The sequence below is a fragment of the Paraplanobispora takensis genome (genome assembly GCF_016863195.1).
Lineage (GTDB): Bacteria > Actinomycetota > Actinomycetes > Streptosporangiales > Streptosporangiaceae > Planobispora > Planobispora takensis.
Map to the genome: position 1 here is coordinate 66,522 of NZ_BOOK01000050.1, position 23,139 is coordinate 89,660.

Consider the following 23,139-nt stretch of genomic DNA (forward strand, 5'->3'; position numbering starts at 1 on the left):
GGTGCGGCCGGGCCTACAGGTCGTCCTCGTCCAGCTCGGGGCCCATCCCCTCGACGGTGGTGAGCTCGGTGAGGCCGGAGACGATCAGGACGGGGGCGATGAGGGGGTTGGCGACGACCCGGATCTGCGCGGCGTGGGCGAACATGACCGACAGCCCGGCGCTGTCGAGATAGTCGACCGCGCTGAGATCGACGACCAGCACGCCGTCGCCCACGGAGCGGGTCACCGCGGCCTCCAGGTCGGGCGCGTTGCTCATGTCGATCTCGCCCGTGACGGCCAGGACCGCGGTCCCGTCGGGCCGCCGCGAAGCGGCCAGAGTCAGAGGGGTGCTCATCGGCTGATCCTCGCATGCATGTCGACGGTGGTCCCGGTGGCACCGGGCGCGATGCTGACTTCGTGCATCAGGGCGCGCATGAGCGCGATGCCCCGGCCGCGGTGGGAGCCGGCCTCGGGCCGCGGCGTCTTCCAGCGGCCGCTGTCGGCCACGGTCAGGTGCAGGTCACCGGCGGTGGCGACCGCCCGCAGGCGGACCGTACGGCCCGGCGCCTCGCGGTGGCCGTGCTCGATGGCGTTGGCGCAGGCCTCGCCGGCGGCGACCAGGATCCTCTGGATCATGGAGGAGCTGAGGCCGCAGCGCCGCAGCCACTCGCGCAGAGCCCCGCGCACCGGCGCCAGCTGGGCCGACTCGGCGGGGAAGGCCACCTCCAGCGGGGCGGGCTGGCGGTACAGCAGCACGGCGACGTCGTCACTGAAGCCGCGCTCCGGCTCCAGCCGGGTCATGACGTGGGTGGCGAGCTCCTCGATGGGGGCCCACCGGCCGTCCTGGACGGCGGCGCCGGCCTGGCCGATGCCCTCGGTCAGCGGGCGCCGCCGGCGTTCGACCAGGCCGTCGGTGTACAGCAGCAGGGTGGAGCGGGCCGGCATGGTGTGCCCGGCCTCGGGCCGGGGATGTCCGGGGCGTACGGCCAGCGGGATGGACCGGCCGCCCTCCAGCAACTCGGTGGTGCCGTCGGGGTGGGCCAGGATGCCGGGCGGATGACCGGCGCTGGAATAGACCAGGTGACCGGTGGAGGCGGTCAGCACCCCGCAGAAGACGGTGGTGCACCTGGCGCCCGGCACGAAGGCGGCGAACCGGTCGAGGGCGGTGAGCACCTGGGCGGGGCCGGCGTCCTGCAGCAGCAGGGCGCGGCAGGCGCTGCGCAGCTGTCCCATGACGGCCGCGGCCTCCAGCCCCCGGCCCACGCAGTCGCCGACCACGATCCCGATCCGGTCCTCGGCCAGCGGCACGATGTCGTACCAGTCTCCGCCGACCTCCAGCGGGCGGGTGGCCGGCTCATAGCGTACGGCGAAGCCCTCAGGGAGCTGCGAGGGACCGAGGATGGCGCGCTGCAGGGCCACCGCGGCCTCGCGCTGCTGGTCAAGCTGGTGGGCCCGGTGCAGCCCCTGGCCCAGATGACCGGCCAGCAGCGCCAGGAGGGTCCGGTCCTCGGCGGTGAAGGGCCGGTTCTGGCCCAGGTCGACCCAGACGGTCAGCAGACCCCCCGGGTGCTCCAGGGTGATGCCGGTCCCGTCGGTCTCGTGCCCGATCGGGCGCAGCGGCGGGTGCCCGCGCAGCTCCGTCAGCTTCCCGCGCAGGCTTTGCGGCAGGTCCGGCCATCGGGTCCCGGGATCGGAGCACGTCACCTCCGGCCCGGAGCCGTCGTTCCACAGGACGGCCAGGACCTGCCGGGCGTCCCAGACCTCGCGCAGCGCCTCCAGCGCCCCGCACAGGGCGTCGTGGAGGTTGTCGGCCTGCGAGATCCGCATGCTGAGGGCGGCCAGGGCGCTTTCGCGCTGCACGAGGTAGTGCTCGCCGGTGACGTCGCGGAAGGTGCCCACGACCCGTCGCCGGCCGGTCTCGGGGTCGATGACGTCGTTGAAGGTGACCCCGATCCAGAGCTGGTGGCCGTCGCGGTGCCTGACCGGGACCGCGCAGCTGCCCCTGCCCTCGTCGACGAGCCGGGCGAAGGCGTCGGCGACCATCGCGTACCCCTGGGGGTCGTCGGCCTCGTCCGGCCACCACGGGTGCAGCGGGGTGTAGGGCAGGCCCTCGGGCCCGTACCCGAGGAGGTCGGTGAACGCCGCGTTGATCTCGATGATCGCACCGTTCTCGTCGGCGACGAAGAAGGCCTCCTGCAGTGATTCGATCATGGCGTTGCGCCATCGGGTGTGGTGGCCGCGCATCCGGGCCAGCTCGACGTTCGCCCGCACCCGCGCCAGCAGTTCGGCGGCGGAGAACGGCTTGACCAGATAGTCGTCCGCGCCCGCCTCCAGGCCCTCGATGGAGGCCTCCTGCCCGGCGCGCGCCGACAGCAGCAGCACCGGGACGTCGGCGGTGCGCGGATCGGCGCGCAGCGCGGCCACCAGCTGGAGGCCGTCCAGGCCCGGCATCATCACGTCGCTGACGACCAGGTCCGGCGGGTCGGCGCGCACCGCCTCCAGCGCGGCCCGGCCGTCGGTGACCACGCTCACCCGGTAGGCGGGCCGCAGCAGCCGGGTCAGATAGTCGCGCATGTCGGCGTTGTCGTCGGCGACCAGCACCCGGGCCGGTACGGCGCCGTCCGGCGCCGAGGGGTGCGCACCGGCGGAGACGCCGGCGGCGTCCGTCCCCTGGACGGCGGTGTCGTCCCCGGGGAGCCAGCGCAGGGCCTCCTGGACGAACGGCTCGGCGGTGGCCGAGACCGCCTCCGCCGATCCGGCCGGGACCAGGCTGTCGGCCGGCAGGTGACCGGAGCCGAAGGGCAGCCGGATGGTGAAGGATGTGCCCGCGCCCTCGACGCTGTCGGCGGTGATGGTGCCGCCCTGCAGACCGACCAGTTCCTTCACCAGCGCCAGCCCGATGCCGCTGCCCTCGTTCGAGCGCGAGCGGGCGCTCTCGATGCGGTGGAAGCGCTCGAACAATCGCGGCAGCTCCCCGGTGGGGACGCCGATGCCGGTGTCGGCGACCGTGACGACGGCGTGGCCGTCCTCCTGCCGCAGCCGGACGCCGATGGTGCCCTCGAAGGTGAACTTCAGGGCGTTGCTCAGCAGGTTGAGCACCACCTTCTCCCACATGCCCCGGTCGATGCAGACCGGTTCGGTCAGCGGCGGGCAGTCCACCTCGAAGGCCAGCCCGGCCTTGTCGATCGCGGAGCGGAAGACGCTGGCCAGCTCGGCGGTCACCGCCGCCAGGTCCACCGGCTCGTAGCGGGCCTGCATGCGGCCGGCCTCGAGGCGGGAGAAGTCGAGCAGGGTGTTGACCAGCTTGCCCAGGCGCAGCCCGTTGCGGTGGACGACCTCCAGCTCGTCGCGCACCTGCCCGCCGGTCTCCTGCAGACGGCCGCGCAGTTCCTCCACCGGTCCCATGATCAGGGTCAGCGGGGTGCGGAACTCGTGGCTGATGTTGGAGAAGAAGACGGTCTTCGCGCGGTCCAGCTCGGCCAGCTCTTCGGCCCGCCGCTGCTGGGCCTGGTAGCTGCGGGCGCTCGCGATCCCCGTCGCGACGTGTCCCGCGGCCAGCTCGACGAACCCGCGGTAGCCGTCGTCCAGGGGCCGGTAGCGGTTGAGCGCGGCCACCAGGAACCCGTACGGCGCGCCGCCCTGCTGCAGCAGCGGCACCACCAGCGCCTGCGCGGGCGGCTCCGGCCAGCCCCCGGCCGGGAGATCGGCGGACGGGGCGCCGTCGAGCGCCACGAGCACCGGCTCCCCCCGGCCCAGCGCCGCCACTGGCCACACCGCGTCCGCATCGCCCGGCGACAGGACGGCGGGGGCGATCGGATGCCCGGCGGAGATCCCGCTCGCCCCCGCCAGACGCGCGCCGCCGTCGTCGTCGAACAGATAGGTCAGCGTGAACGGGAGGTCCTGCGGGTTGCGGCCGAGCTGGCGGCAGGCGAAGGCCAGCATCTCCTGCTCGGTGCGGACCACGCTGGGGTCGGAGCCGAGATCCCGCAGCGTCGCCATCCGCCGCTCGCCGATGACCCGCTCGGTGTCCTCGCTGACGACGCACAGCATGCCGACCACCGCACCGGCGTCATCGCGCAGGGGGCTGTAGGAGAAGGTGTGATAGGTCTCCTCCGGATAGCCGGCCCGCTCCAGGAACAGCAGCAGCGCCTCGTCCCAGGTCGCCTTCCCGGTGGCCAGCACGGCCTCGATCCGCGGGCCGATGTCGTCCCAGATCTCCGCCCACACCTCGCTGGCCGGGCGGCCCAGGGCCCAGGGGTACTTGCGGCCCAGGGTGTCGCGGCGGTAGGCGGCGTTGCAGAAGAACGTCAGCTGCGGCCCCCACGCCATCCACATGGAGAACCGGGACGACAGGACGATGCTCACCGCCGTCCGCAGGCTCTGCGGCCACCCGGCCGGCGGCCCGAGCGGGGTCGCCCGCCAGTCCACCGCCGCCAGGTCCCGGCCGACCTGGTCGTCGGCGGCGAACAGCTCGACCTCGACCCCGGTTTCGGCCCCGGCCACCGTGGCGGGCCCGTGCTCGACGTCGCCGCAGTCCGTCATCCGACACCCTTTCGTCCGAGCCGGGCCACCGCCCCGCGCCGGGCCACCCGGTCCGGCCCGGCGGGTCACGAGGAGCAGTTCAACGGTTACGTAGGATATGGCAAATCGTTCCACGGCCCGGGCCCGCTCCGCGCGCCGTACGACGGGAGGAGGGCCCCGGGATCACCGGCGTCGATGACCTCGTCGTCACTGTGCATAGACTGATCGCGACCCTCGGCGAGGGCGTATCGTACGACACCGTGGCGCCCGCCCGTCCGACGACCGTCCCTCAGGAGCCTTGGTGCAACACGAGCACGGTCTGACCGTCACCCTCCGGCCGCATTCGGCCCACCTCCACACGGTGCTCGTGGCCGGCGACCTGGATCACCACACCGCCTTCCGCCTGCGGGCGGCCCTCGACGAGATCGCCCTCGCCCCCGGCGCCGGAGTGGTGATCGACCTGTCGGCCATGACCTTCTGCGACTCCACCGGCATCTCCATCCTGGTCGCCGCGCACCAGCGCGCCCACGAGGCCGGGGCCGCCCTGGCCCTGGCCGGCATGGAACGCGACATCGTCTACGTCTTCCAGATCATGGGCCTGGACCGGTTGCTCGCCCTCTACGACACCCCGGAAGAGGCCATAGCCGCCCTGCGGCGCCCCCGGGAGGGCTGAGGGGCGTCCTGCGCGCAGGCCGGCGGCGTGGAAAAGGACCTTGTGATGAGACGGGCCCGGCCGCACGCTGGACCCATGCGCCTGAGCCATCTCGGCCTGCCCGTGCGCGACGCGCGGCGCAGCCTGCGCTTCTACGAGACGTACTTCGGGTTCGACCCCGCCACCGCCCGGCACTACGAGGACGGCACCGTCGTCGTCCGCGACGCCCACGGCTTCGACCTGGCCCTGCACGCGGTCCGGGAGGTGGCCCCGATGCCGGACTTCCTGCACTTCGGCTTCCGCCTGGACGATCCGGAGCGGGTCCGCGCCCTGCTGGCCCGGATGCGGGCCGACGGCGTCGGCGTCGCCGAGGACTACGACGAGCCCGCCTACGTGGCGTTCAAATGCGCCGACCCGGACGGGCACCGCGTGGAGGCGTACTGGGAGCCCGGACCCTGAGCCGGGATCTGTGATCGGTCAGGCGACCGGCTCAGGCGGGGATCCGCGATGGCAGACTTCGACGATGACCTCAGAGACGATCACCGCGGCGGCCGCGGGCACCTGGCGGCTCGGCGACCTGACAGTCAACCGGATCGGGTTCGGCGCGATGCGCCTGACCCAGAACGGCGGGGCGTTCGGCGACGGCGTCCCGAGCGACCGCGGCCGGGCGATCGCCGTGCTCCGCCGCGCGGTCGAGCTCGGCGTCGACCACATCGACACGGCCTCGTTCTACTTCTCCCCGCTGCGCTCGGCCAATGAGCTGATCAACCGGGCGCTGGCGCCGTACCCCGACGACCTGGTCATCGTCACCAAGGTCTGGCCGGGGCGGGACCCGTCGGGCAGGTGGTGGTGGGCCACGCCGGAGCAGCTGCGCGGGCAGGTCGAGGAGAACCTGCGCCAGCTCGGCCGCGACCACCTCGACGTGGTGAACCTGCGCGTTCCCCCCGGTTCGCAGACCCGCTCGATCGCCGAGCACTTCGGCGCGCTGGCCGGGCTGCGCGAGGCCGGGCTCGTCCGCCACCTGGGCATCTCCAACGCCACGCCCGGCCACCTGGCCGAGGCGCTGGCCATCGCCCCGGTGGTGTGCGTGCAGAACCCCTACGGCATCGGCCTGCGGTCCGCGGACCACGCATTCCTGCGGGCCTGCGGGGAGCAGGGTGTCGCGTTCGTGCCGTTCTTCGCGATCGCCGGCACCGGGGCCGAGGCGGGCGCGGGCGCGGCCGACGGCGACGAGGTGCTGGCCGTCGCCCGCGCCCACGGGGCGACGGCCGCACAGGTACGGCTGGCGTGGACGCTGCAGCAGGGACCGCACGTGCTGGCCATCCCCGGCACCGGAAACCCCGATCACCTGACCGACAACGTCGCCGCCGGTGCGCTGCGGCTCTCACCGGAGGAGCTGGCCCGCCTCGGAGCCGTCCCGGGAGCGTGACCGGGGCGGACCTGCGGTTCCGGACGTGGGCGGGCCGGTGGTGCCGGGGCGGGATCAAGGGGGGTCCGGCCCCGGCACCGGCACCGGGAGGCGGTCAGCCGGTCGTACCGGTCCAGCCGACGGGCAGGCGGGCCAGGCGGACCCGCTGCGGGTGGTCGCCGACGGGGACAGAAGTGATCTTCTGGCCGGTGGCGAAGTCGATGGCGGTGACCTGGTCGGCGTCGCTCTCGGAGATCACGCAGGCCGCGCCGTCACCGCTGACCGTGGCCCAGTACGGCTTGGCGGCGCTCACCGGCGGCCCCTCCCGCAGGGTGGCCCGGTCCACGACGGTGGCGTAGTCGTCCATGGTTGCGGCGACGCACAGCTTGGCGCCGTCGGGGCTCATGGACATTCCGTGATGACGGGAGTCGTTGACGAAGGTCGTGCGGTCGTCGCTGGTGTCGGGGTTCTCCGGCAGCGTCTTGACCCGCAGGATCCTGTCGGCGGCCACGTCGTACTCGACGAAGCCGTTGAAGAACGACACCTGGAAGTACAGTCTGGACTCGTCGGGGGTGAACGCGACGGGACGGACCGCGTCGGACAGGTCCCTGCGGCCGAAGGCGTCGAGCCGGGACCGCATGTCGATGGTCTTGATCCTCCTGAAGGTCGCGGCGTCCACGACGGTGATCTTACGGTCGCCCTTCAGCCAGTCCTGCGACGGGTCGTCGAAGTCGTTGTTGACCTCGCCGATCGACATGTTCCACAGGTGGCCGCCGCCACCTGTGAAGACGTTCTCGTGCGGCTTGTCGCCGGTCCTGAACGAGCCGAGCTGCCGGCCGGTGGTGATGTCCAGGACGTGAACGGTGTTGGAGGTGGACGCCGAGACGGCCACGCGGGTGCCGTCCGGGGAGACGGCCATGTGGTCGGAGCGGAACCCCGAGACCGGGAAGCGCCACCTGAGCCTGCCGGTGGCGGTGTCGACGGAGGCCACGTCGGCGAAGCTGGGACGGGAGACCACGATCGCCGATCCGTCGGGGGTGGTGTACAGGTCGTCGACGAACTGGTCGTGGCCCTCGCCGACGGTCTCCCGGATGCCCAGGAAGAAGGCCAGCCGGATGGGGTTGAGGTAGATCTCGCGCAGCCGGTCGTTCTTGTCGGGGATCAGGTCGATCCGGCCGATCTTGGCGAAGGTGCCGCTCGATCTGATGACGTCGGCGGTGCCCTCCCAGTTGTTGCCGACCAGCATCACCTCCTGCAGGGCGGAGGCACGGTAGGCGGAGGCACGGTAGGCGGAGGCGGCGTGCGCCGGGCCGGAGACGGCGTGCGCCGGGCCGGGGACGGGTCCGCAGACGGTGGCGGCGGCCACCGCGGCCGCCACGGCGCCGCGGAGCAGGGGCCTGCGCCGGCGCGCACGGGTCGGGGCGTGCATGGTCATTCCTCCATGGGGGGTGAGAGGGGTGAAGGAGCGTGAAAGACGGACTTCGCGCCTCAGGGATGCTTCGCGCCTCAGGAATGACGCGGGACCCGGCAGGGGTCCACGCGGATGCAAGGAAGTGATCGTGCGGGGCCACCGGGCGACCGGCGGGCTTCCGGCCCGTGGTGACGGACCCGGATAAGTCTGAATATTTATATTTTCAAACCTTGTTACCCGATGGTAGGGACGTGTGACGCGCGCCACAAGCCCCGATGGGAGAAAATCGGGGCATCGCGGAGCGGAGGGCACGGTGGCGGGCAGGATCACACCGGCGGCGGGCCGGTACGGGGGCAGGTCGGCCACCGAACGGCAGGCCGAGCGCCGAGCCCGCTTCATGCGGGCGGGTCTGGACCTGTTCGGCGCCGGGCCCGGCTACCGCGCCACCAGGATCACCGACGTGTGCAGGGCCGCCGAGCTGTCCACCCGCCAGTTCTACGAGGAGTTCCACTCCCTGGAGGACCTGCTGGCCGAGCTGCACCTGTACGTCAACGACGCGGCCGAGCGGTCCGTCCTGGACGTCCTGCCCCAGGTCCAGCACCTGGAGCCGCACGAGCGCTACACCCGCCTGTTCCGCGCCTACGCCGCCGGAGCCACCGGCGACCCCCGCCACACCCGCATCGCCTTCGTCGAGATCATCGGCGTCAGCCCCCGCCTGGACCGCCAGCGCCTGGACCGCCGCGCCCGCTGGATCGACTTCCTGTGCGCGCAGGCCCAGGACGCCGCCGACCGCGGCCACATCCCCCAGCGCGACTACCGCGTCACCGCCGCCGCGTTCATCGGCGCCGTCAACGGCCTCATGCACGACTGGGCCGTCGGCTGGGTCGACGCCTCCCTCGACCAGATCACCGACGAGCTCCTCCAGATGCTCCTGGACCGCCTGCACATCACCCCGCCGTCCCCGGAGCACCCGCCCGCACGGACGCAGTAGCGCGGGACCCGGCGTCGCCACGCCGGATCCCGCACCGCCCCCGCACCTCTCACCACCGGGCCTCGTACCGCCCCGGACCCGGCCCCGGCCCCCGGCTCACCGCCGCGGGATCAGAACGAGGCGGAGGCCGCCGCGCCGCCGGATCGCAGGGCCGCCTGCACGATGCACAGCGCCTCGCTCTCGTCGAGGCCGACGCTGGCGATCACGGCCGCGTAGTCGGCGGCGGCCTGGCGGACCCGCTCCCGTCCCTCCTCACCGGCGGCCGACACGAACGACCCCGCTCTCCCCCGGGTCTCGATCAGTCCGGCCTCCTCCAGCTCCCGGTAGGCCCGGCCGACGGTGTTGACGGCCAGGCCGAGGTCGGCCGCGAGCCGGCGGATGGTCGGCAGCCGGGCGCCCACGGCCAGCGTGCGATCCTGGATCTGCCGGGCGAGCTGGGCCCGCAACTGCTCGAACGGCGGGACCGGCGAGCCGGCATCGATGACGATCATCAAAGGTCCACCGCCCGGCGCGCCGTGGTCTCGCACGACGGCGCCCTGACGCGGACGGCGATGAAGGCGGCCGCCCCCAGCACCACGAAGCCCACGGAGGCGGCGTTCCACCACCCGGGCATGAACGCGATCAGCAGCACCACCGGCAGCGACCACAGCACGGTCGGCACGGCGCTCTCGCGCGCGTCCTCGATGCGCATGACGACGTCGGCCGTCAGCGAGGCCTCGTCCTCGGCCACGACCGGCCGGGCGAGTATCTCGCGCAGTTGCAGGATCACACCGAGGCCGACCCCGGTCACGGCGATCAGCAGCACGATGGCCGCGTGCCGTGCGACGCCCTCGGCGACGGCCAGCGCGCTCACCCCCAGCGCGAACGCGCCGGCGAAGGTGGCGCCCGACAGGACGACATAGGGCCACCCGAGCAGAGTCCGCAGGCCGGGCCGCATCGGATGGGTCGCACGCCGTGCCAGCTCCGCCCCGGCCCGCCGGTCGACGCGCCGTACCCAGGCGTCCAGCAGCGCCCGGGCCAGCAACAGCACGATGACCAGCACGCCCAGCACCAGCACCGGCACCGACCGGTCGGCGGGCTGCGGCAGAGCGGCGACCTGCGCCAGAGCGGCCGCGATGATCAGCACGGCCTGCAGGACGCTGTCCAGCACCCGCACCCGCCCCCGCACCATCAGGCGCGCGGTCAGCAACGGCGTCGGCGGACCCTCGCCCAGGCCGTGCCGGCGCAGCCAGCTCCCGGCGTACTGGATCTCCGCGGGCGGCCCGGCGTCGGACATGGAGGCGTTCACTATGCCCCCTCCTTTTGTCGCAATGTTTGTATCAACATACTGCGTCATAGATTGCGACAAAGTCAACAGAGGCCGGGATGCCCGAGGCGCACGGCCTCCGAACGCTTCAGGTGGCCATCAGACCGCTCTCCCAGGCCCAGGCGACGATCTCGGCCCGATTGCGGGCGCCGAGCTTGGCCAGGACGGCGGAGACGTGGCCTTTGACCGTACTGAGCGAGATGAACAGCTCGGCGGCGATCTCCTGGTTGGTACGGCCTCTGGCGATCGCCCGGACGACCTCCGTCTCCCGCTCCGACAGCGGCTGCCCCGGCGGGGAGACGGCCGGGACTCCGCAGGACGTCACGTGGCGCAGCAGCCGCAGGGTGACCGCCGGGGAGATGAGCGCGTCCCCGGCGTGCGCCGCCCGTACGGCCTCCACCAGCAGGTCCGGTCCGGCGTCCTTGAGCACGAAGCCGACGGCGCCGCCGCGGAGCGCGCCGTAGACGTACTCGTCGAGGTCGAAGGTGGTGACCACGACCACCCGCAGCGGATCGGGCACGCCGGGCCCGGCCAGGGCGCGGGTGACCCCGATGCCGTCGAGGCGGGGCATCCGGATGTCGACCAGACACACGTCCGGGCGCAGCCGCCGGGCCAGGGCGACCGCCTCACGGCCGTCGGCGGCCTCGGCGACGACGGTGACGGCGGGGTGGTCCTCAAGGATGACGCGCAGGCTGGCGCGCACCATCGCCTGGTCGTCGGCCAGCAGGACGCTGATCGTCATGGGCGCCCTCGCCGGATCGCCAGTCGCTCTCCCGGGACGGTCATAACCACTCCGGGACGGTCACGGCCGCTCCCCGGGACGGCCACCGACATACCGGGCAGGTCACAACCGCTCCCCGGGGCGGCCACCGACATACCGGGCGGGTCGGCGGCCGGGTGACCGGGCGGGCAGAGGCAGGGTGGCGAGCACCGACCATCCGCCCGGCTCCGGGCGCGGACCGGCGCGGAGCGTGCCGCCCAGGGCCTCCAGGCGCTCGCGCATGCCGAGCAGGCCGTACCCGCCGCGGCGGTGGAGGCGTGCCGGGGCGGGCGGGGCGTCGTCGCGCAGCAGGCCGACGAGGCGGCGGGTGGCGGCCAGCGCGTCGGAACCGGCGGTCTCGATGCCGGACAGGGAGCCGCCCACCCGGTCCGGCTGGCTGCGGATGAGGACCTGGGCGGCCTGGGCCTGGAGCACGATGCCGGTGACGTGGTGGGCGACGACGTCGTGCAGTTCCCCGGCGAGCCGGAGACGTTCGCGGCGCCGCACGTCCTCGACCACGGCCCGGCGGCGGGCGGCCCGCAGCCGCATGCCCAGCCCGGTCACGACCCCGGCGAGCCACATGCCGGCGTTCAGCGCCGTCACGGGCGGAAGGGCGGAGGCGGACGGGTGGGCGGTGAGCAGGGTGCCGGCGGCCACCGCCGGTCCGCCGGCCGCGACGGCGCAGGCGGAGAGGGCCGGGAGCGCCCTGACCGCCGACCCGGCCAGCACGGACAGGGCCAGTGCCATGGCCGGGCCCGGCTCGGCCGGCAGCTCGGCGAACCGGGAGGCCAGGACGGCGACCGCCGCGACGGCCAGCCCCGCGGCCGCCGCCCACGCCCGGCCGCGCCGCCGTACCATGGCGAGCCCGCACACGACCGCCCCGGCCGCGCACCCGAACCACCAGTAGCCGCCGCCCCAGCTGTCGGCGACCCGATGGGCCCAGAAGGCCAGCAGCCCGGCGAACACGGCCCCGAGCCCGGCCTCTGCCGCCATCCGCCCACCCCGGACCCCGCCCGCAGGGCGTCCGTCCAGTCGATTCCGGCCGTTCACGCGCTTCAGGCTAGGTCGCCGGCCCTCTGTCCCGAACCGGCCGAAAGTATGATCCCGCCCGCCGCGAACCCTGCTTTCGACCCGTGCCGCCGCGGGCCCGGGGCCCGCAGGATGTGTCCCCATGTCACGTGAAGAACTTCCCCCGGCGCCGCAGGCCCGGCACGCCACGGCCCGAGAACGGCCGCACGCGGCCCCCCGCCCCCGCATCGCCGCACTCGACGTCATCCGCGGATTCGCCCTGTGCGGGATCCTGCTGGCCAACGTCAAGCCGATCGCCCACATGGGCGGCACCGCGCCGGCCGTACAGCCCGTGGTGACGACGGGGCAGGGCGACGCCTGGCTGGGGCTGTTCGTCGACCAGCGCTTCTTCCCGATCTTCTCCCTGCTGTTCGGCATCGGTTTCTCGCTGCTGCTGGCCTCCGCCGCGGATCGTGTCCCCCGCCCCAGGCTGCTCCTGCTGCGCCGGCTCCTGGCGCTGCTCGTCCTGGGCCTGGCGCACATGTTCCTGCTGTGGCGGGGCGACATCCTGACCGTCTACGCCGTCGTCGGCCTGCTGGTACTGCTGCCCTCGACCTGGCTGCCGCGCCGGGCCGTCGCGGGACTCGCCGCGGTCCTCATCGCGCTGCCGCCGATCCTCGGCAGCAACGGCGTGCCCCTGGTGCCGGGGCTGTTCCTGCTCGGCTCGGCGCTGACCCGGTACGGCGTGACCGGCCGGATCGAGCACTCCACCCGCGTCCCGGCCGCGCTCGGCCTGGCCTTCACGGCGGGGGCGGTGCCCGCCCTGTGGCTGCAGATCGAGTCCGGGGACGGCGGAACGGGCGCTTTCGCCTCCTGGTTCGCCCTCGCCGGACTGCTGATGGCCGGTGCCTACGTGTGCGCCGTCCTGCTCCTGCTCAGAACACCGCTCCGGCCGGTGCTCCAGTGGGTTTTCGCACCGCTGGGCCGGATGGCGCTGACCAACTATCTGTCCGCCACCGTCCTCGTCCTGGTGGCCGCCCGCCTCATCGGCGGCTCACCGGACGGCTGGTCCTCGGCGACGGTGCTCCTGATCGCCGGAGCAGTCCTCCTCCCCCAGTGGCTGCTGTCCGCCCTCTGGCTGCGCCACTGTCACCAGGGCCCCCTCGAATGGCTCTGGCGCTGGGCCACCTGGACCACCCGCCCACCCCTGCGCCGCCCCGGAACCGCGGAGTCAGGGTGACGCGGTGGTGAGGGCGAAGCCGTGGATGAGTGCCGCGGTGGCGGCCGGATCCTCGAACATGGGTGTGTGGCCGACGTCGTCGAGGATCTCGATGCGTGCCTGCGGGACTCGGCGATAGTCCTGGGCGGAGGAGGGCTGCCATCGCCGGTCCCGGGAGCCGAAGATCACCAGGACGGGGAGGCCGAGGCCGGCGAGCCGGTCGGGCACGGGCCGTTCCGCGAGGAACGCCTCCGATGCCTGGGACGTCGCGATGACGCTGTGGTAGGGCATGTCCCGGACGTCGGTGACGATCTGGTCGGGGATGGCCACCTCGCGGGTGAACGCGGTGCCGAGGGCGCCGCGGATCATGTTGTCGTTGCGCAGCCCCCAGATCAGCCGGCCCACCCACGACACGGGGAGCAGGCGGCTGATCAGGCTGTCGCCGATGTACGCGTCCACCCGCGGGCCGGTGCCGATCAGTGCGACCGCCGTCACCAGGTCACGCCGTTGCTCGGCCAGTGACGTGGCGACCATGCCGCCGGTGGAGTGCCCGACGAGGGTCGCGCGGCGCACTCCGAGCCGGTCGAGCACGGCCCCGACCCTGCGCGCGTGCTCGGCGATGCCGTACCCGCCGGGTGGTCTGGCCGATCTGCCGTGCCCGAGCAGGTCCACGCGCACCACATGCAGGTCCCGCAGCGCCGGCAGCACCGGGTCCCACCACGCCGTCGAGCCGGCCAGCCCGTGCAGGAGCACCACGGTCGGCGCACCGGGCGGCCCGCTCCGCACGACGTGAAGGTCCTCGCCGGGCCCGGCGCCCGTGCCGTCTCCTCGCGGCCCCGCGTCCGGGTGCTGCGAGGTGGTGGTCTCGTCCATTGTGTCTCCATCGAATCGATCCGCGATGTCGGCGCCATCCTCACGGGCACGGGTGCGAGGCGTCTTGAAGAAATGTCAGCGTCCGCGCGTGGTTGATCGGGCCGCTGAGGGGTTCGTATGGTCCGTATGTGCGACCGGACTCGGCACAGACGGCTGCGGCCCTTCCCTGGGAGATCGCGCGGCCGGTGCGGATGAGCGCGTTGCCCGGCGTCGACATGGCCGGGTTCTCCTATCGCGGCGACGGCCCGCTCGTCATGCGGGCCATCCCCCACCCGGCCGTCACCGTGGCCGTGGAGTTCGGCGACTGCGCGTTCGACGTCCACGCGGCGGGCCGGAGCTGGTCGGGCGGCGTGGCCGTCGGGCTCCTGCCGGGCGCGGTCGACGTGCGCGTCCGGTCCGTCGAGTGTGTGCAGATCCGCCTGTCCCCCCTTGTCGTGCCCGCCGTGTTCGGCATGCCGTCGGCGGAGCTGAACGGGACCGTGGTCGCCCTCGATGATCTGTGGGACCGCGACGCGGAGCGCGTCCGGGAGCGACTCCATCACGCGCGAACCTGGCCGGAACGTTTCGCCCTGATCCACACGGTGCTGTCCCGCCGTTTCCAGGCAGATCGCGTGATCGACCCCGAGGTCGCCTTCGCCTGGCGCCGCATCGTCGCCACCCGCGGCCGGGTCCGCGTCGGCGACCTCGCCGCCCGCACCGGCTGGAGCCGCCAGCGCCTGTGGTCACGCTTCGTCGCGCAGATCGGCCCGACGCCCAAAGGCGCCGCCATGCTGGTCCGCTTCGACCACGCCGTCCACCGCCTGGCCGGCGGCCACGCCCCCGCCCAGGTGGCCGCGGACGGCGGCTACGCCGACCAGTCCCACCTCCACCGCGACGTCCGCGCGTTCACCGCGGCGTCTCCCGGAGCCTCGGCCGACGAGCCGTGGCTGGCCGTCGACGACACAGCCTGGCCGTCCCGCGGCGGCGCCTCCTTCCTCTAATGTGCCGATCTGTGCATAGACCTCTCTCCCTTCTGGCCGCCGGCCTGCTCACCGCCGTTCTCACTCCCGGTACGGCCGCCGCCTCCTCCTCGCGCGTCGCCTGATCGCGGGAACCGGCGGGTTCCGGATGCCGGGAGCCCGCCGTACGGGGCCGGGCGCCGGGTCCTCGGATCGATCGGGATTTCGGATCCGCCGGTGCATCATGGGCCTATGACGGCGTGGCATGAGATCGAACAGGCGGAGCCGGAGTTCGCGCAGCGCGTGCGGGCGTCGTTCGACGCCCGCAGGCACAAGACCCTCGCCACCGTGCGAGCCGACGGGTCGCCGCGGATCTCCGGGATCGAGGCGGCCTTCGAGGAGGGCGAACTGGTCTTCGGCTCCATGCCGAACTCGCGCAAGGGCGCGGACCTCCGCCGGGATCCGCGTTTCGCCCTGCACAGCGCCACGGTCGACCCGGTCGAGGGCTCCGAGGCGCAGTGGCCGGGCGAGGCGAAGATCTCCGGCCGGGCGCTCTTCGCCGGGGCGACCACCGAGGGACCGGAAGGCGACCGTTTCCGGGCCGACATCACCGAGGTCGTGCACACCCACCTCGATGAGAAGGCCACGATGCTCGTCGTGGAGTGGTGGACGCCCGCGCACGGGCTGCGGAGAACCGAACGCGCGTAGCCTCCGGCCGGGCGCCGGGCCGGAGGATCCGGGGCACCCGGCCCGATGACGATCCGGCGACCCCCGGCCCGCGGGAAAGGGCGCCGGTGTCAGGAACCATGAGGACGGTGACATGACCCCCGGCCCGATCCTCCCGTGATGTACGGCTGGGCCGTGTTCTCCCTGATCGCCGCCGAACGGCCGGCCGTCAAGGCGGCGCTGACGACCCGCCTCGACCTTCGGGCGTCCCCCGCCTGATGCGGGCGGCCACCGGCAGGTGGTCGCTGCCGGTGGCGGGCAGGGTCCAGGTTCCGGCGGGGACCATCCCCCGGGTCATGACGTGGTCGATGCGGGCGAGGGGCCAGGCCGCGGGCCAGCTGAAGCCGAAACCCTCCTGCGCCGGGGTCATCCGGGAGGTGACCGGAGCCAGGCCGCGGTCATCGAGGGTGCCGTTGAAGTCGCCCATCAAGACGATCCCGTCCAGCTCTTCCGCGGCGATGGCCGTACCCAGCGCGGCGGCGCTCTCGTCCCTCCAGCCGGAGCCGAAGCCGCCGGGCAGCCGGAGACGGACCGAGGGCAGGTGAGCGACGTACACCGCTATATCGCCGAACGGCGTCCGCACGGTGGAGCGCATCCCCCGGTTCCAGTCCCCCTCGACACCCGCCGGCCTGATGTCCACCGGCCGCGAGTCCACGATGGGATGGCGGGACCAGAGCCCGACGGTCCCCACGACCGCGTGGTGGGGATGGGCGGGGGTCAGTACGGCCCCGTAGACGGGCAGGGCCTCGGGCGTCAGCTCCTCCAGCGCGATGAGATCGGCTCCGGCCCCGGCCAGGGTCCGCGCGGTTCCTTGCGGATCGGCGTTGTCGTCGCCGACGTTGTGCTGCACGACGGTCAGGTCGTGAGCCGTCTCCCGGGCGGCCGGGAGCACCCGATCACCGAAGAGGACGGCCCAGACCGCTGCGGGCAGCACCAGGGACACCGTCGCGGTGGCCGAGCGGCGCAGCAACGCCGGGACCATCAGCACGGGAACGGCCAGGCCGGCCCAGGGCAGGAAGGTCTCCAGCAGGCTGCCGAGGTTGCCGACGGCGTTGGGCACGAGGCCGGGGAACGCCATCAGCGCACTCACCAGTACGGCGATCGAGGCGAGGACCCGCCCACGCGTCCGGGCCGTCCGCCTCGATGTCCCACCGGCCCGACGCCACCGGCCGACGCGACCGAGGCGCCGCTCCGCGGGGCGGACCTTCCGATCTTCGATGCTCACGCGTACGACCGTACGGGGCGCCGTCTCCGTCCGGGTGACGCCGCCACCGGTGAGCACGGTTGATCATCGTCGAATCCGTATCCGCCCGCGACCGGCGACGGTTGAATGGGCGAGCCCAACGGGATCACGAGCCGGTGGCCGTCAGCTGAGCGGTACGCGGATGTAAGGATGATCGGCATGGATGTCTTGCGCAGGAACAATGTCACGATCACCGGCAATTTACAGGGCCCGACGGTGGTGCTGGCCCACGGCTTCGGCTGTGACCAGAACATGTGGCGTCTGACGGTGCCGGCCCTGGCCGATACCCATCGGGTGGTGTTGTTTGACTACGTCGGCTGCGGCCGCTCCGATCTGTCGGCCTTCCGGGAAGACCGCTATGCCCGTCTGGACGGCTACGCCCAGGATGTGGTGGAGATATGCGCGGCGCTCGATGTACGGCAGGCGGCGTTCGTGGGGCATTCGGTCAGCGCCATGATCGGGGTACTGGCCGCCCGGCAGGCCCCGCAGCGCATCGGCGCGCTGGTGATGGTGGCCCCCTCCCCCCGCTACATCGACGACGAGGGTTACCGCGGCGGGTTCAGCGCCGCCGACATCGACGAGTTGCTGGCCTCGCTGGAGGCGAACTATCTGGGCTGGTCCGCCGCGATGGCCCCGGTCATCATGGGAAATCCGCACCGGCCCGAGCTCGGCGGGGAACTGGCCAACAGCTTTTGCGCCACCGATCCTGACATGGCCCGCGTCTTCGCCCGCACCACCTTCCTGTCGGACTCCCGCAGCGATCTGGCGACGGTGAGCGTGCCGACGCTGGTGCTTGAGTGCGCCCACGACGCCATCGCCCCGCGCGAGGTCGGCGCCTTCGTGCACGCGCGGATCCCGGGTTCGCAGCTGGTCACCTTGGAGGCCACCGGGCACTGCCCGCATCTGTCGGCGCCCGAGGCCACCAACCGGGCGATCACCGGCTTCCTGGCCGGCCTGCGATGATGTGCCGGACCGGCCACGAGCCCGACCCGCACCAGAGCGGCCCGCACCGGACGGGCGACCGGTCCGGCCCGCACCAGAGCGGCGACGGCGCCGCCGATGCGGCCTTCGCCGCCCTGCTGGAAGACAGCGCCGAAGAGCTCTACGAGAACGCGCCGTGCGGATATCTGTCCACGCTGATGGACGGCACCATCGCCAAGATCAACACGACGCTGCTGGGCTGGCTCGGCCTGACGCGGGAGGCGGTGGTGGGGCGCATGCGCTTCTCCGACCTGCTGACCGTGGGCGGCCGACTGTACCACGAGACGCACTTCGCGCCGCTGCTGCGCATGCAGGGCGAGATCAACGGCATCGCCCTGGAGATCCGCACCACGAGCGGCGCGCACCTGCCGGTCCTGGCCTCCTCCGTCCTGAAGTACGGCGGCGGCGGCGAGCCGCTGCTGATCCGCACCACCGTCTTCGACGCCCGCGACCGCCGCGCCTACGAACAAGAACTCCTGCGCAGCCGTACCGCGGCCGAGGAGGCCGCCCGGCAGGCCCAGGCCGACCGGGCCCGGCTGCAGGACGCGCTGGCCGTACTCCAGCAGAGCCTGCTGCCCGCCGCACTGCCCGCGATGCCCGGCGTGCAGGCGGCCGCCTACTATCACACCGCCTCCCCCGACCTGCTCGGCGGCGACTTCTACGACGTGTTCGCCCTCGACGGCAAACGCTGGGCGTTCTTCCTGGGCGACGTGTGCGGCAAGGGCCCCCAGGCCGCCGCCGTGACCTCGCTGACCCGCTACACCCTGCGCGCCGCCGCCCTGCACGATCCCGATCCCGTGGCCGCCCTGCGCACCTTGAACACCGTGCTGCACGAGCGCTACACCGACGGTGATTCACGCTATTGCACCGCCGTCGTCGGCCTGCTCGAGCCCGACCCCGGCAGCGGGCAGGTCGGCGTGCACCTGGCCTCGGGCGGGCATCCGCCCGCCGCGGTGCTGCGCGCCGAGGGCACCTGCGACTTCCTGCCCACCCCCGGCGGCATGCTCGTCGGCGTGCTGTCCGACCCGAACTTCGCCACCGCCACCACCGTCCTGGGGCCCGGCGACAGCCTCCTGCTCTACACCGACGGCCTGACCGAGGCCCGTACCAGCACTGAACGCACCGCTCTGTACGGCTACGACGCCCTGCAGGAGTTCCTCGCCGCCCAGGCCGGATCCTCCCCGCAGGCCGTCATCCGGGCCCTGACCGGACTGCTGGAGGGCTTCGGAGCCGGACTGGACGACGACACCGCCCTGCTGGCCCTGGGCGTCCCCGCCGCCCCCCATTCTCCCCCTCCACGGGGTATGCGTCCCTCGCTCTGACGTCGGTACGGTCCTGCCGGACCTCGCGAACCTGAGGGCCCCGAGTGTGGAGGGAGAACCGGCATGACGGCCGAGGAATGGGCACTGGCGGCGTCTGTTTTCTTCTCGGGGCTCGCCGCGGGCTTCCTGGGAGGGCTGTGCACGATCCTGCGCCCCGTGCTCGCAGCGATGGACGGCCCGGGCTTCCGGAACTTCATGGAGACGTTCCTCCGATACGCGGGCAACGGCTTGGGCAAGGCGTTCAACTATGCCTGGTCGGGTGGGATGAGCATCGCGCCGATCGTCGCCCTCGTGCTCCTGTGGGACGATCCCGGCTCGACCTCGTTCGTGCTCACCGCGATCGGCCTGGCCGTCGTGGTCGTCGGTGTGCTCATCGTCTCCAACGTGTGGAAGACACCGCACTACAAGCTGATGCTGGCCTGGGACCCCGAGGCCATGCCGGCGGGCTGGAAGGCGGGACGGCAGCGCTACTTCACGATCAACTGGCTCCAGCTCGCGACGACCTGGGGGGCGTTCATCCTCTTCCTGACGGCTCTGATCTGCCTTTGACCTCTGCCGTCCGGCACCTCTGCAGCCGCCGCGGCGGACGACGCCGGACGACGGAGGCGGGGGTCACGAGGCCGACAGGCCGGAGATCGCCTTGTCCAGGCGTGCCGCGCGCCCGGCCGGGGTCCGGGCCTTCAGCAGCGGCAGGATCATCCGGTACCGGCCGGTCTTGTCCAGCGTCTCGAAACGGGCGGCGGCCTGCGGGCAGTCGGCCAGCGCCCGGGCCAGGTCGGGCGGGACGGTGACCGCGCGCTGGGCGGTGTAGGCCGCCGCCCAGCGGCCGTCGGCCCTGGCGGCGGCGACCTGCGCCAGGCCGGGCGGGCGCATGCGCCCGGCGGCGGTCAGCGCCTCGACGCGCTCGACGTTCACCCGCGACCAGGAGCTGCCCCGGCGGCGGCGCGAGTAGCGCTGCAGGAAGCGGTGCTCGTCGCAGGAGCGGCGGTGGCTGTCGATCCAGCCGTAGCACAGCGCCACCTCCAGCGCCTGCTCGATCGTGACCGCGACGACGGGCGAGCCCTTCCTCGCGATCACCAGCCAGGCGCCGCCCTCGTCCTCGTGGTGTGCGGCCAGCCACGACTCCCACTGGGCGGCGTCGGTGAAGTGCATCATCGGTCATGACCTTCCGGGTACGGCGGCCGCCGGGCGGCCCGCGTGTCGTCGGCGCTTCCCCTCGACCGGGAGCCCGCTCCCATCCTCCGCCTTGAAGTGCTCACCGAATGAGCACTTCAAATACCGTTTCAGCCGGTCGCCGATCACCGCCGATGCGCGTCAGAACACCGAGGTGCCCCCTGCCGGCCCCATCGGCCGACCACCGTCAGCGCGGGGTGGGGCGATGGCGCCCGGGCACGCCGGGGGCGCGCGGGGTGCGGTGCGGTGGCCGACGGGCGCGGCCGGCCGGGCCGTCGAAGCCGGTGCGCAGGTGGCTGCCGGCCAGCACCCGGCCCGCCACCCCGTCCAGGCCGTCGATGTGCAGCGCGATGCCATCGCGCTCGGCGCGTTCCACAGCGGTGAGTACGGCGCGCAGTCCGGCGCCGTCGCAGCCGGTCAGCGCGTGCACCTCCAGCACCAGGCGGTGCGGGCCGGCCATGTCGGCGGCCCGCACCGCGGCCAGGCAGTGCTCCAGCAGCGGCGCGCTGGTGCGGTCGAGCACGCCGTGCACGCACACGGTGATCGTCTCATCGGTGGTGTGGATGGTGATGCTCTCGCCCGGGGAGGAGGGCGGATCGAAAGGGGCGGCAGGCATGGCGGTCCCAGGGACGCGGGATCAGGGCGATAAAGGCCAGTGTGCTCCTACCCGGCGGCTCCGGCTAACCCCCGGCACCGTTCGATCGGGGTGCCACCCCGCGCGGGCCGGATTCGGCGAAGGATGCAGCGCCGCAGCGGCCGTGGGTGGAGTATCGAAAAAAAGGAGGGTGCCCCGCAGCGGTGTCCGGGCCGGCACCGCGCCGGTGGAGCACGGTCATTGACAACCTCAGAGGTGATCATGAGCGGTGATCAGGGATCACGGGCCGACGATCAGAACAGGGGCGATCGCGCGGCGCAGCGGCGCGACCGGCTGGCCGGTCGGCGCGATCGCGCGGCCGAGTTGCGCGATGCGGCCGGGCTGATCCGCGACCAGGCCTCAGAGCAGCGCGATCAGGCCGCCGAGCAACGGGACCGGGTCGCCGAGCGATGCTGGGCGACCGCTCGGGAGCAATCTTCCGCCGAGGAGATCGACCGGCGTATACACGATCTGCTGTGGGCGGCCGAGCAGCGGGACCGCACGGCCGCCCGGCGCCAGGACCGGCTGGCTGATCTCGGCGATCCGATCGCCGCCGAACTGGCGTCGCTGGCCGGCGAGCGGGAGCAGGCCGCGGCCGATCGGGCCGTGCTGCGCGAGCTGCTGGCCCAGCTGCGCGAGCAGCGGCTGGTCGAGAAACACGCCCGTGAGCAGCAGTACCAGCGGGCGGCGGCGGATCGTCAGGCCACCGCCGCGGATCGCCAGGCCGGCCAGGACGATCGGCGGGCCAGCCAAAGCGACCGCCAGTTGGCGGCCTCGGACCGGCTGGGGGCGGGCGTCGATCGGCAGGCGGCCGCGCAGCGGCGTACGCAGCAGCATTTGGGCTTCGACGAGGCCCCGGCACGCGGCGAGCGGTGATCGCGCCGGTTGTGCCGGTGAGATCGCGCCGGTGAGGAGAATGCGCGTGCGCCGGTTTCGGGTGGGCGGCGCTCAGAGGCGATGCCCGTCAGAGATGTCGCCGACGAGCGGCAGCGCCTAGCTGACGGCCGGGGCCTCGGCGTCGGGCATGTCGTGCTGGGTGAACATGTCGATGAGCAGCCGCACCGGCAGGCCGGCCTCGGTCGGATAGCGGAACCCGCGCTCGGGGTTGAGGGTGTAGTGGTTGCGGCGGCCGACCTTCTCGCGCGTCAGATAGCCCTCCTGGTGCAGATCGGAGACGATGCCCTGCACGGCGCGTTCGGTGATGCCGATGCGGGTGGCGATGTCGCGCAGGCGCACCTGCGGATCGCGGGCGATCTCCACCAGCACCCGGGCGTGGTGGGTCAGAAAAGTCCAGCTGGAGGCGGGCTCGCCGGAGCCGGGTGGGGCCATGTCACCTCTCTTTGGTGCCGGCCGATCCGCATGGGGCAGCGCGGCGGGGGTAGCTCTGCCCTCCGATCTTACCGGAAGTTCATTTCCGGTAATCCTCTTCTCGAAGTAAGCTGCGGGTGAGATGATTTCCGTTGACCGGTCTCCCTTTGCCAGTGGGGGTCCCCATGCCTGTTCCCCGACCCCGGAGCCTCGGCATCTGCCCGTCTTTCCGGGGCACCGCCGGCCCCGTCCCGCCCTTTCACGCAGCGCCGTGACCCTCCGGCACGACAGCGCTTCCGAGCCCGATGACGCCACGGCCGCCGACGTCACCGACGCGATCCTCTATGCCGATCGCCAGTTGCGCCTGACCTACCGGCCCCGGCCCGGCGCGGCCCTCATCCAGCTGATCGGGGAGGTCGACAGCACCAACCGCCCCGCCCTGGCCGAGACGCTGACCCGCGCCGGGCACGACGGCGATCTCCTGCTGATCGATCTGCGGCACCTGTGCTTCGTCGACGCCGGCGGGATGCGCCTGCTGGCGCAGCTGTGCCAGGCCGGTACGGCCCGCGTGGTCAACGTGCCGCCCTACCTGCGTCGCCTGGCCGAGCTGCTGGACCTGCCGCTGTGCGACGGCGCCCCGGTCGTCCCCACAGCGGCGCCGATCGACGCCCCCGATGCCGGCTAGA

Annotated in this window: 24 protein-coding genes; 12 read left to right on the top strand and 12 right to left on the bottom strand. The window is 73.0% G+C overall.

Annotated elements, in window-relative coordinates; genetic code table 11:
* Positions 1-13 precede the first annotated feature (13 nt).
* Together Pta02_RS32005 and Pta02_RS32010 are read right to left on the bottom strand one after the other, a co-directional pair.
* On the bottom strand, positions 14-334 hold the full coding sequence (locus tag Pta02_RS32005) for an STAS domain-containing protein (protein ID WP_203878721.1): 321 nt from the start codon (positions 332-334) through the stop codon (positions 14-16).
* A complete protein-coding gene (locus tag Pta02_RS32010; RefSeq protein ID WP_203878722.1) occupies positions 331-4,521 on the bottom strand; it encodes a SpoIIE family protein phosphatase in 4,191 nt (1,396 codons plus the stop codon). The genes Pta02_RS32005 and Pta02_RS32010 overlap by 4 nt, the downstream gene beginning before the upstream one ends.
* Positions 4,522-4,801: 280 nt before the next feature.
* Between Pta02_RS32010 and Pta02_RS32015 the strand changes: the two genes are divergently transcribed.
* The 3 genes from Pta02_RS32015 to Pta02_RS32025 all read left to right on the top strand — a co-directional run bounded on the left by Pta02_RS32015 (position 4,802) and on the right by Pta02_RS32025 (position 6,581).
* Positions 4,802-5,173 (top strand): STAS domain-containing protein, encoded by a 372-nt coding sequence (locus Pta02_RS32015; RefSeq protein ID WP_239131385.1) that lies wholly within the window; start codon positions 4,802-4,804, stop codon positions 5,171-5,173.
* 75 nt (positions 5,174-5,248) lie between these two features.
* Entirely contained in the window at positions 5,249-5,611 is a 363-nt protein-coding gene (locus Pta02_RS32020) for a VOC family protein (RefSeq protein WP_203878723.1), read from the top strand.
* 64 nt (positions 5,612-5,675) lie between these two features.
* Entirely contained in the window at positions 5,676-6,581 is a 906-nt protein-coding gene (locus Pta02_RS32025) for an aldo/keto reductase (protein ID WP_203878724.1), read from the top strand.
* 94 nt (positions 6,582-6,675) lie between these two features.
* Here the strand turns inward: Pta02_RS32025 and Pta02_RS32030 are convergent, their stop codons facing one another.
* Entirely contained in the window at positions 6,676-7,989 is a 1,314-nt protein-coding gene (locus tag Pta02_RS32030; protein WP_203878725.1) for an outer membrane protein assembly factor BamB family protein, read from the bottom strand.
* A 295-nt stretch (positions 7,990-8,284) separates the two neighbouring features.
* Between Pta02_RS32030 and Pta02_RS32035 the strand changes: the two genes are divergently transcribed.
* Positions 8,285-8,962: a TetR/AcrR family transcriptional regulator gene (locus tag Pta02_RS32035; protein WP_203878726.1), complete on the top strand. Its 678-nt coding sequence runs from the start codon at positions 8,285-8,287 to the stop codon at positions 8,960-8,962.
* A 110-nt stretch (positions 8,963-9,072) separates the two neighbouring features.
* Here the strand turns inward: Pta02_RS32035 and Pta02_RS32040 are convergent, their stop codons facing one another.
* The 4 genes from Pta02_RS32040 to Pta02_RS32055 form a co-directional block, all read right to left on the bottom strand.
* Positions 9,073-9,453: a GntR family transcriptional regulator gene (locus Pta02_RS32040; protein WP_203878727.1), complete on the bottom strand. Its 381-nt coding sequence runs from the start codon at positions 9,451-9,453 to the stop codon at positions 9,073-9,075.
* Positions 9,453-10,250: a hypothetical protein gene (locus Pta02_RS32045; RefSeq protein ID WP_239131386.1), complete on the bottom strand. Its 798-nt coding sequence runs from the start codon at positions 10,248-10,250 to the stop codon at positions 9,453-9,455. Before Pta02_RS32045 ends, Pta02_RS32040 begins: the two co-directional genes overlap by 1 nt.
* Positions 10,251-10,356: 106 nt before the next feature.
* Positions 10,357-11,010, bottom strand: a complete 654-nt coding sequence (locus tag Pta02_RS32050) for a response regulator (protein ID WP_203878728.1) — start codon at positions 11,008-11,010, stop codon at positions 10,357-10,359.
* A gap of 102 nt (positions 11,011-11,112) precedes the next feature.
* Positions 11,113-12,021 carry a sensor histidine kinase gene (locus tag Pta02_RS32055; protein ID WP_203878729.1) on the bottom strand — a complete coding sequence of 303 codons (909 nt, stop codon included), beginning with the start codon at positions 12,019-12,021 and terminating at the stop codon, positions 11,113-11,115.
* 178 nt (positions 12,022-12,199) lie between these two features.
* On the opposite strand from Pta02_RS32055, the gene Pta02_RS32060 reads away from it, so the two are divergent.
* On the top strand, positions 12,200-13,276 hold the full coding sequence (locus Pta02_RS32060; protein ID WP_203878730.1) for a DUF418 domain-containing protein: 1,077 nt from the start codon (positions 12,200-12,202) through the stop codon (positions 13,274-13,276).
* Here Pta02_RS32060 and Pta02_RS32065 read toward each other — a convergent pair.
* Positions 13,268-14,128: an alpha/beta fold hydrolase gene (locus Pta02_RS32065; RefSeq protein ID WP_203878731.1), complete on the bottom strand. Its 861-nt coding sequence runs from the start codon at positions 14,126-14,128 to the stop codon at positions 13,268-13,270. The genes Pta02_RS32060 and Pta02_RS32065 overlap by 9 nt on opposite strands.
* A gap of 128 nt (positions 14,129-14,256) precedes the next feature.
* Between Pta02_RS32065 and Pta02_RS32070 the strand changes: the two genes are divergently transcribed.
* Positions 14,257-15,108, top strand: coding sequence for a helix-turn-helix domain-containing protein (locus Pta02_RS32070; protein ID WP_239131387.1), 852 nt, complete (start codon positions 14,257-14,259; stop codon positions 15,106-15,108).
* 210 nt (positions 15,109-15,318) lie between these two features.
* Complete coding sequence (locus Pta02_RS32075) at positions 15,319-15,774, top strand: pyridoxamine 5'-phosphate oxidase family protein (protein ID WP_203878732.1); 456 nt, start codon at positions 15,319-15,321, stop codon at positions 15,772-15,774.
* Between the two features lie 187 nt (positions 15,775-15,961).
* Here Pta02_RS32075 and Pta02_RS32080 read toward each other — a convergent pair whose 3' ends face one another.
* Positions 15,962-16,870: an endonuclease/exonuclease/phosphatase family protein gene (locus tag Pta02_RS32080; protein ID WP_203878745.1), complete on the bottom strand. Its 909-nt coding sequence runs from the start codon at positions 16,868-16,870 to the stop codon at positions 15,962-15,964.
* A 324-nt stretch (positions 16,871-17,194) separates the two neighbouring features.
* Between Pta02_RS32080 and Pta02_RS32085 the strand changes: the two genes are divergently transcribed.
* The 3 genes from Pta02_RS32085 (at position 17,195) to Pta02_RS32095 (ending at position 19,887) form a co-directional block, all read left to right on the top strand.
* The gene (locus Pta02_RS32085) at positions 17,195-17,998 is read left to right on the top strand and encodes an alpha/beta fold hydrolase (protein ID WP_203878733.1); all 804 of its coding nucleotides are present in this window, start codon (positions 17,195-17,197) and stop codon (positions 17,996-17,998) included.
* Positions 17,995-19,338, top strand: coding sequence for a SpoIIE family protein phosphatase (locus tag Pta02_RS32090; RefSeq protein WP_239131389.1), 1,344 nt, complete (start codon positions 17,995-17,997; stop codon positions 19,336-19,338). Before Pta02_RS32085 ends, Pta02_RS32090 begins: the two co-directional genes overlap by 4 nt.
* Before the next feature lie 63 nt (positions 19,339-19,401).
* Entirely contained in the window at positions 19,402-19,887 is a 486-nt protein-coding gene (locus Pta02_RS32095; RefSeq protein ID WP_203878734.1) for a hypothetical protein, read from the top strand.
* A gap of 63 nt (positions 19,888-19,950) precedes the next feature.
* On the opposite strand, the gene Pta02_RS32100 is transcribed toward Pta02_RS32095, so the two are convergent.
* Together Pta02_RS32100 and Pta02_RS32105 are read right to left on the bottom strand one after the other, a co-directional pair.
* Positions 19,951-20,493 carry a YdeI/OmpD-associated family protein gene (locus Pta02_RS32100; RefSeq protein WP_203878735.1) on the bottom strand — a complete coding sequence of 181 codons (543 nt, stop codon included), beginning with the start codon at positions 20,491-20,493 and terminating at the stop codon, positions 19,951-19,953.
* A 205-nt stretch (positions 20,494-20,698) separates the two neighbouring features.
* The gene (locus Pta02_RS32105) at positions 20,699-21,127 is read right to left on the bottom strand and encodes an STAS domain-containing protein (protein WP_203878736.1); all 429 of its coding nucleotides are present in this window, start codon (positions 21,125-21,127) and stop codon (positions 20,699-20,701) included.
* Positions 21,128-21,367: 240 nt separating this feature from the next.
* Here Pta02_RS32105 and Pta02_RS32110 point away from each other — a divergent pair, with 240 nt between their 5' ends.
* Positions 21,368-22,021: a hypothetical protein gene (locus Pta02_RS32110; protein WP_203878737.1), complete on the top strand. Its 654-nt coding sequence runs from the start codon at positions 21,368-21,370 to the stop codon at positions 22,019-22,021.
* 117 nt (positions 22,022-22,138) lie between these two features.
* Here the strand turns inward: Pta02_RS32110 and Pta02_RS32115 are convergent, their stop codons facing one another.
* Positions 22,139-22,474 carry a helix-turn-helix transcriptional regulator gene (locus tag Pta02_RS32115; RefSeq protein WP_203878738.1) on the bottom strand — a complete coding sequence of 112 codons (336 nt, stop codon included), beginning with the start codon at positions 22,472-22,474 and terminating at the stop codon, positions 22,139-22,141.
* A gap of 250 nt (positions 22,475-22,724) precedes the next feature.
* Between Pta02_RS32115 and Pta02_RS32120 the strand changes: the two genes are divergently transcribed.
* The gene (locus Pta02_RS32120; protein WP_203878739.1) at positions 22,725-23,138 is read left to right on the top strand and encodes an STAS domain-containing protein; all 414 of its coding nucleotides are present in this window, start codon (positions 22,725-22,727) and stop codon (positions 23,136-23,138) included.
* Position 23,139: the final 1 nt, after the last annotated feature.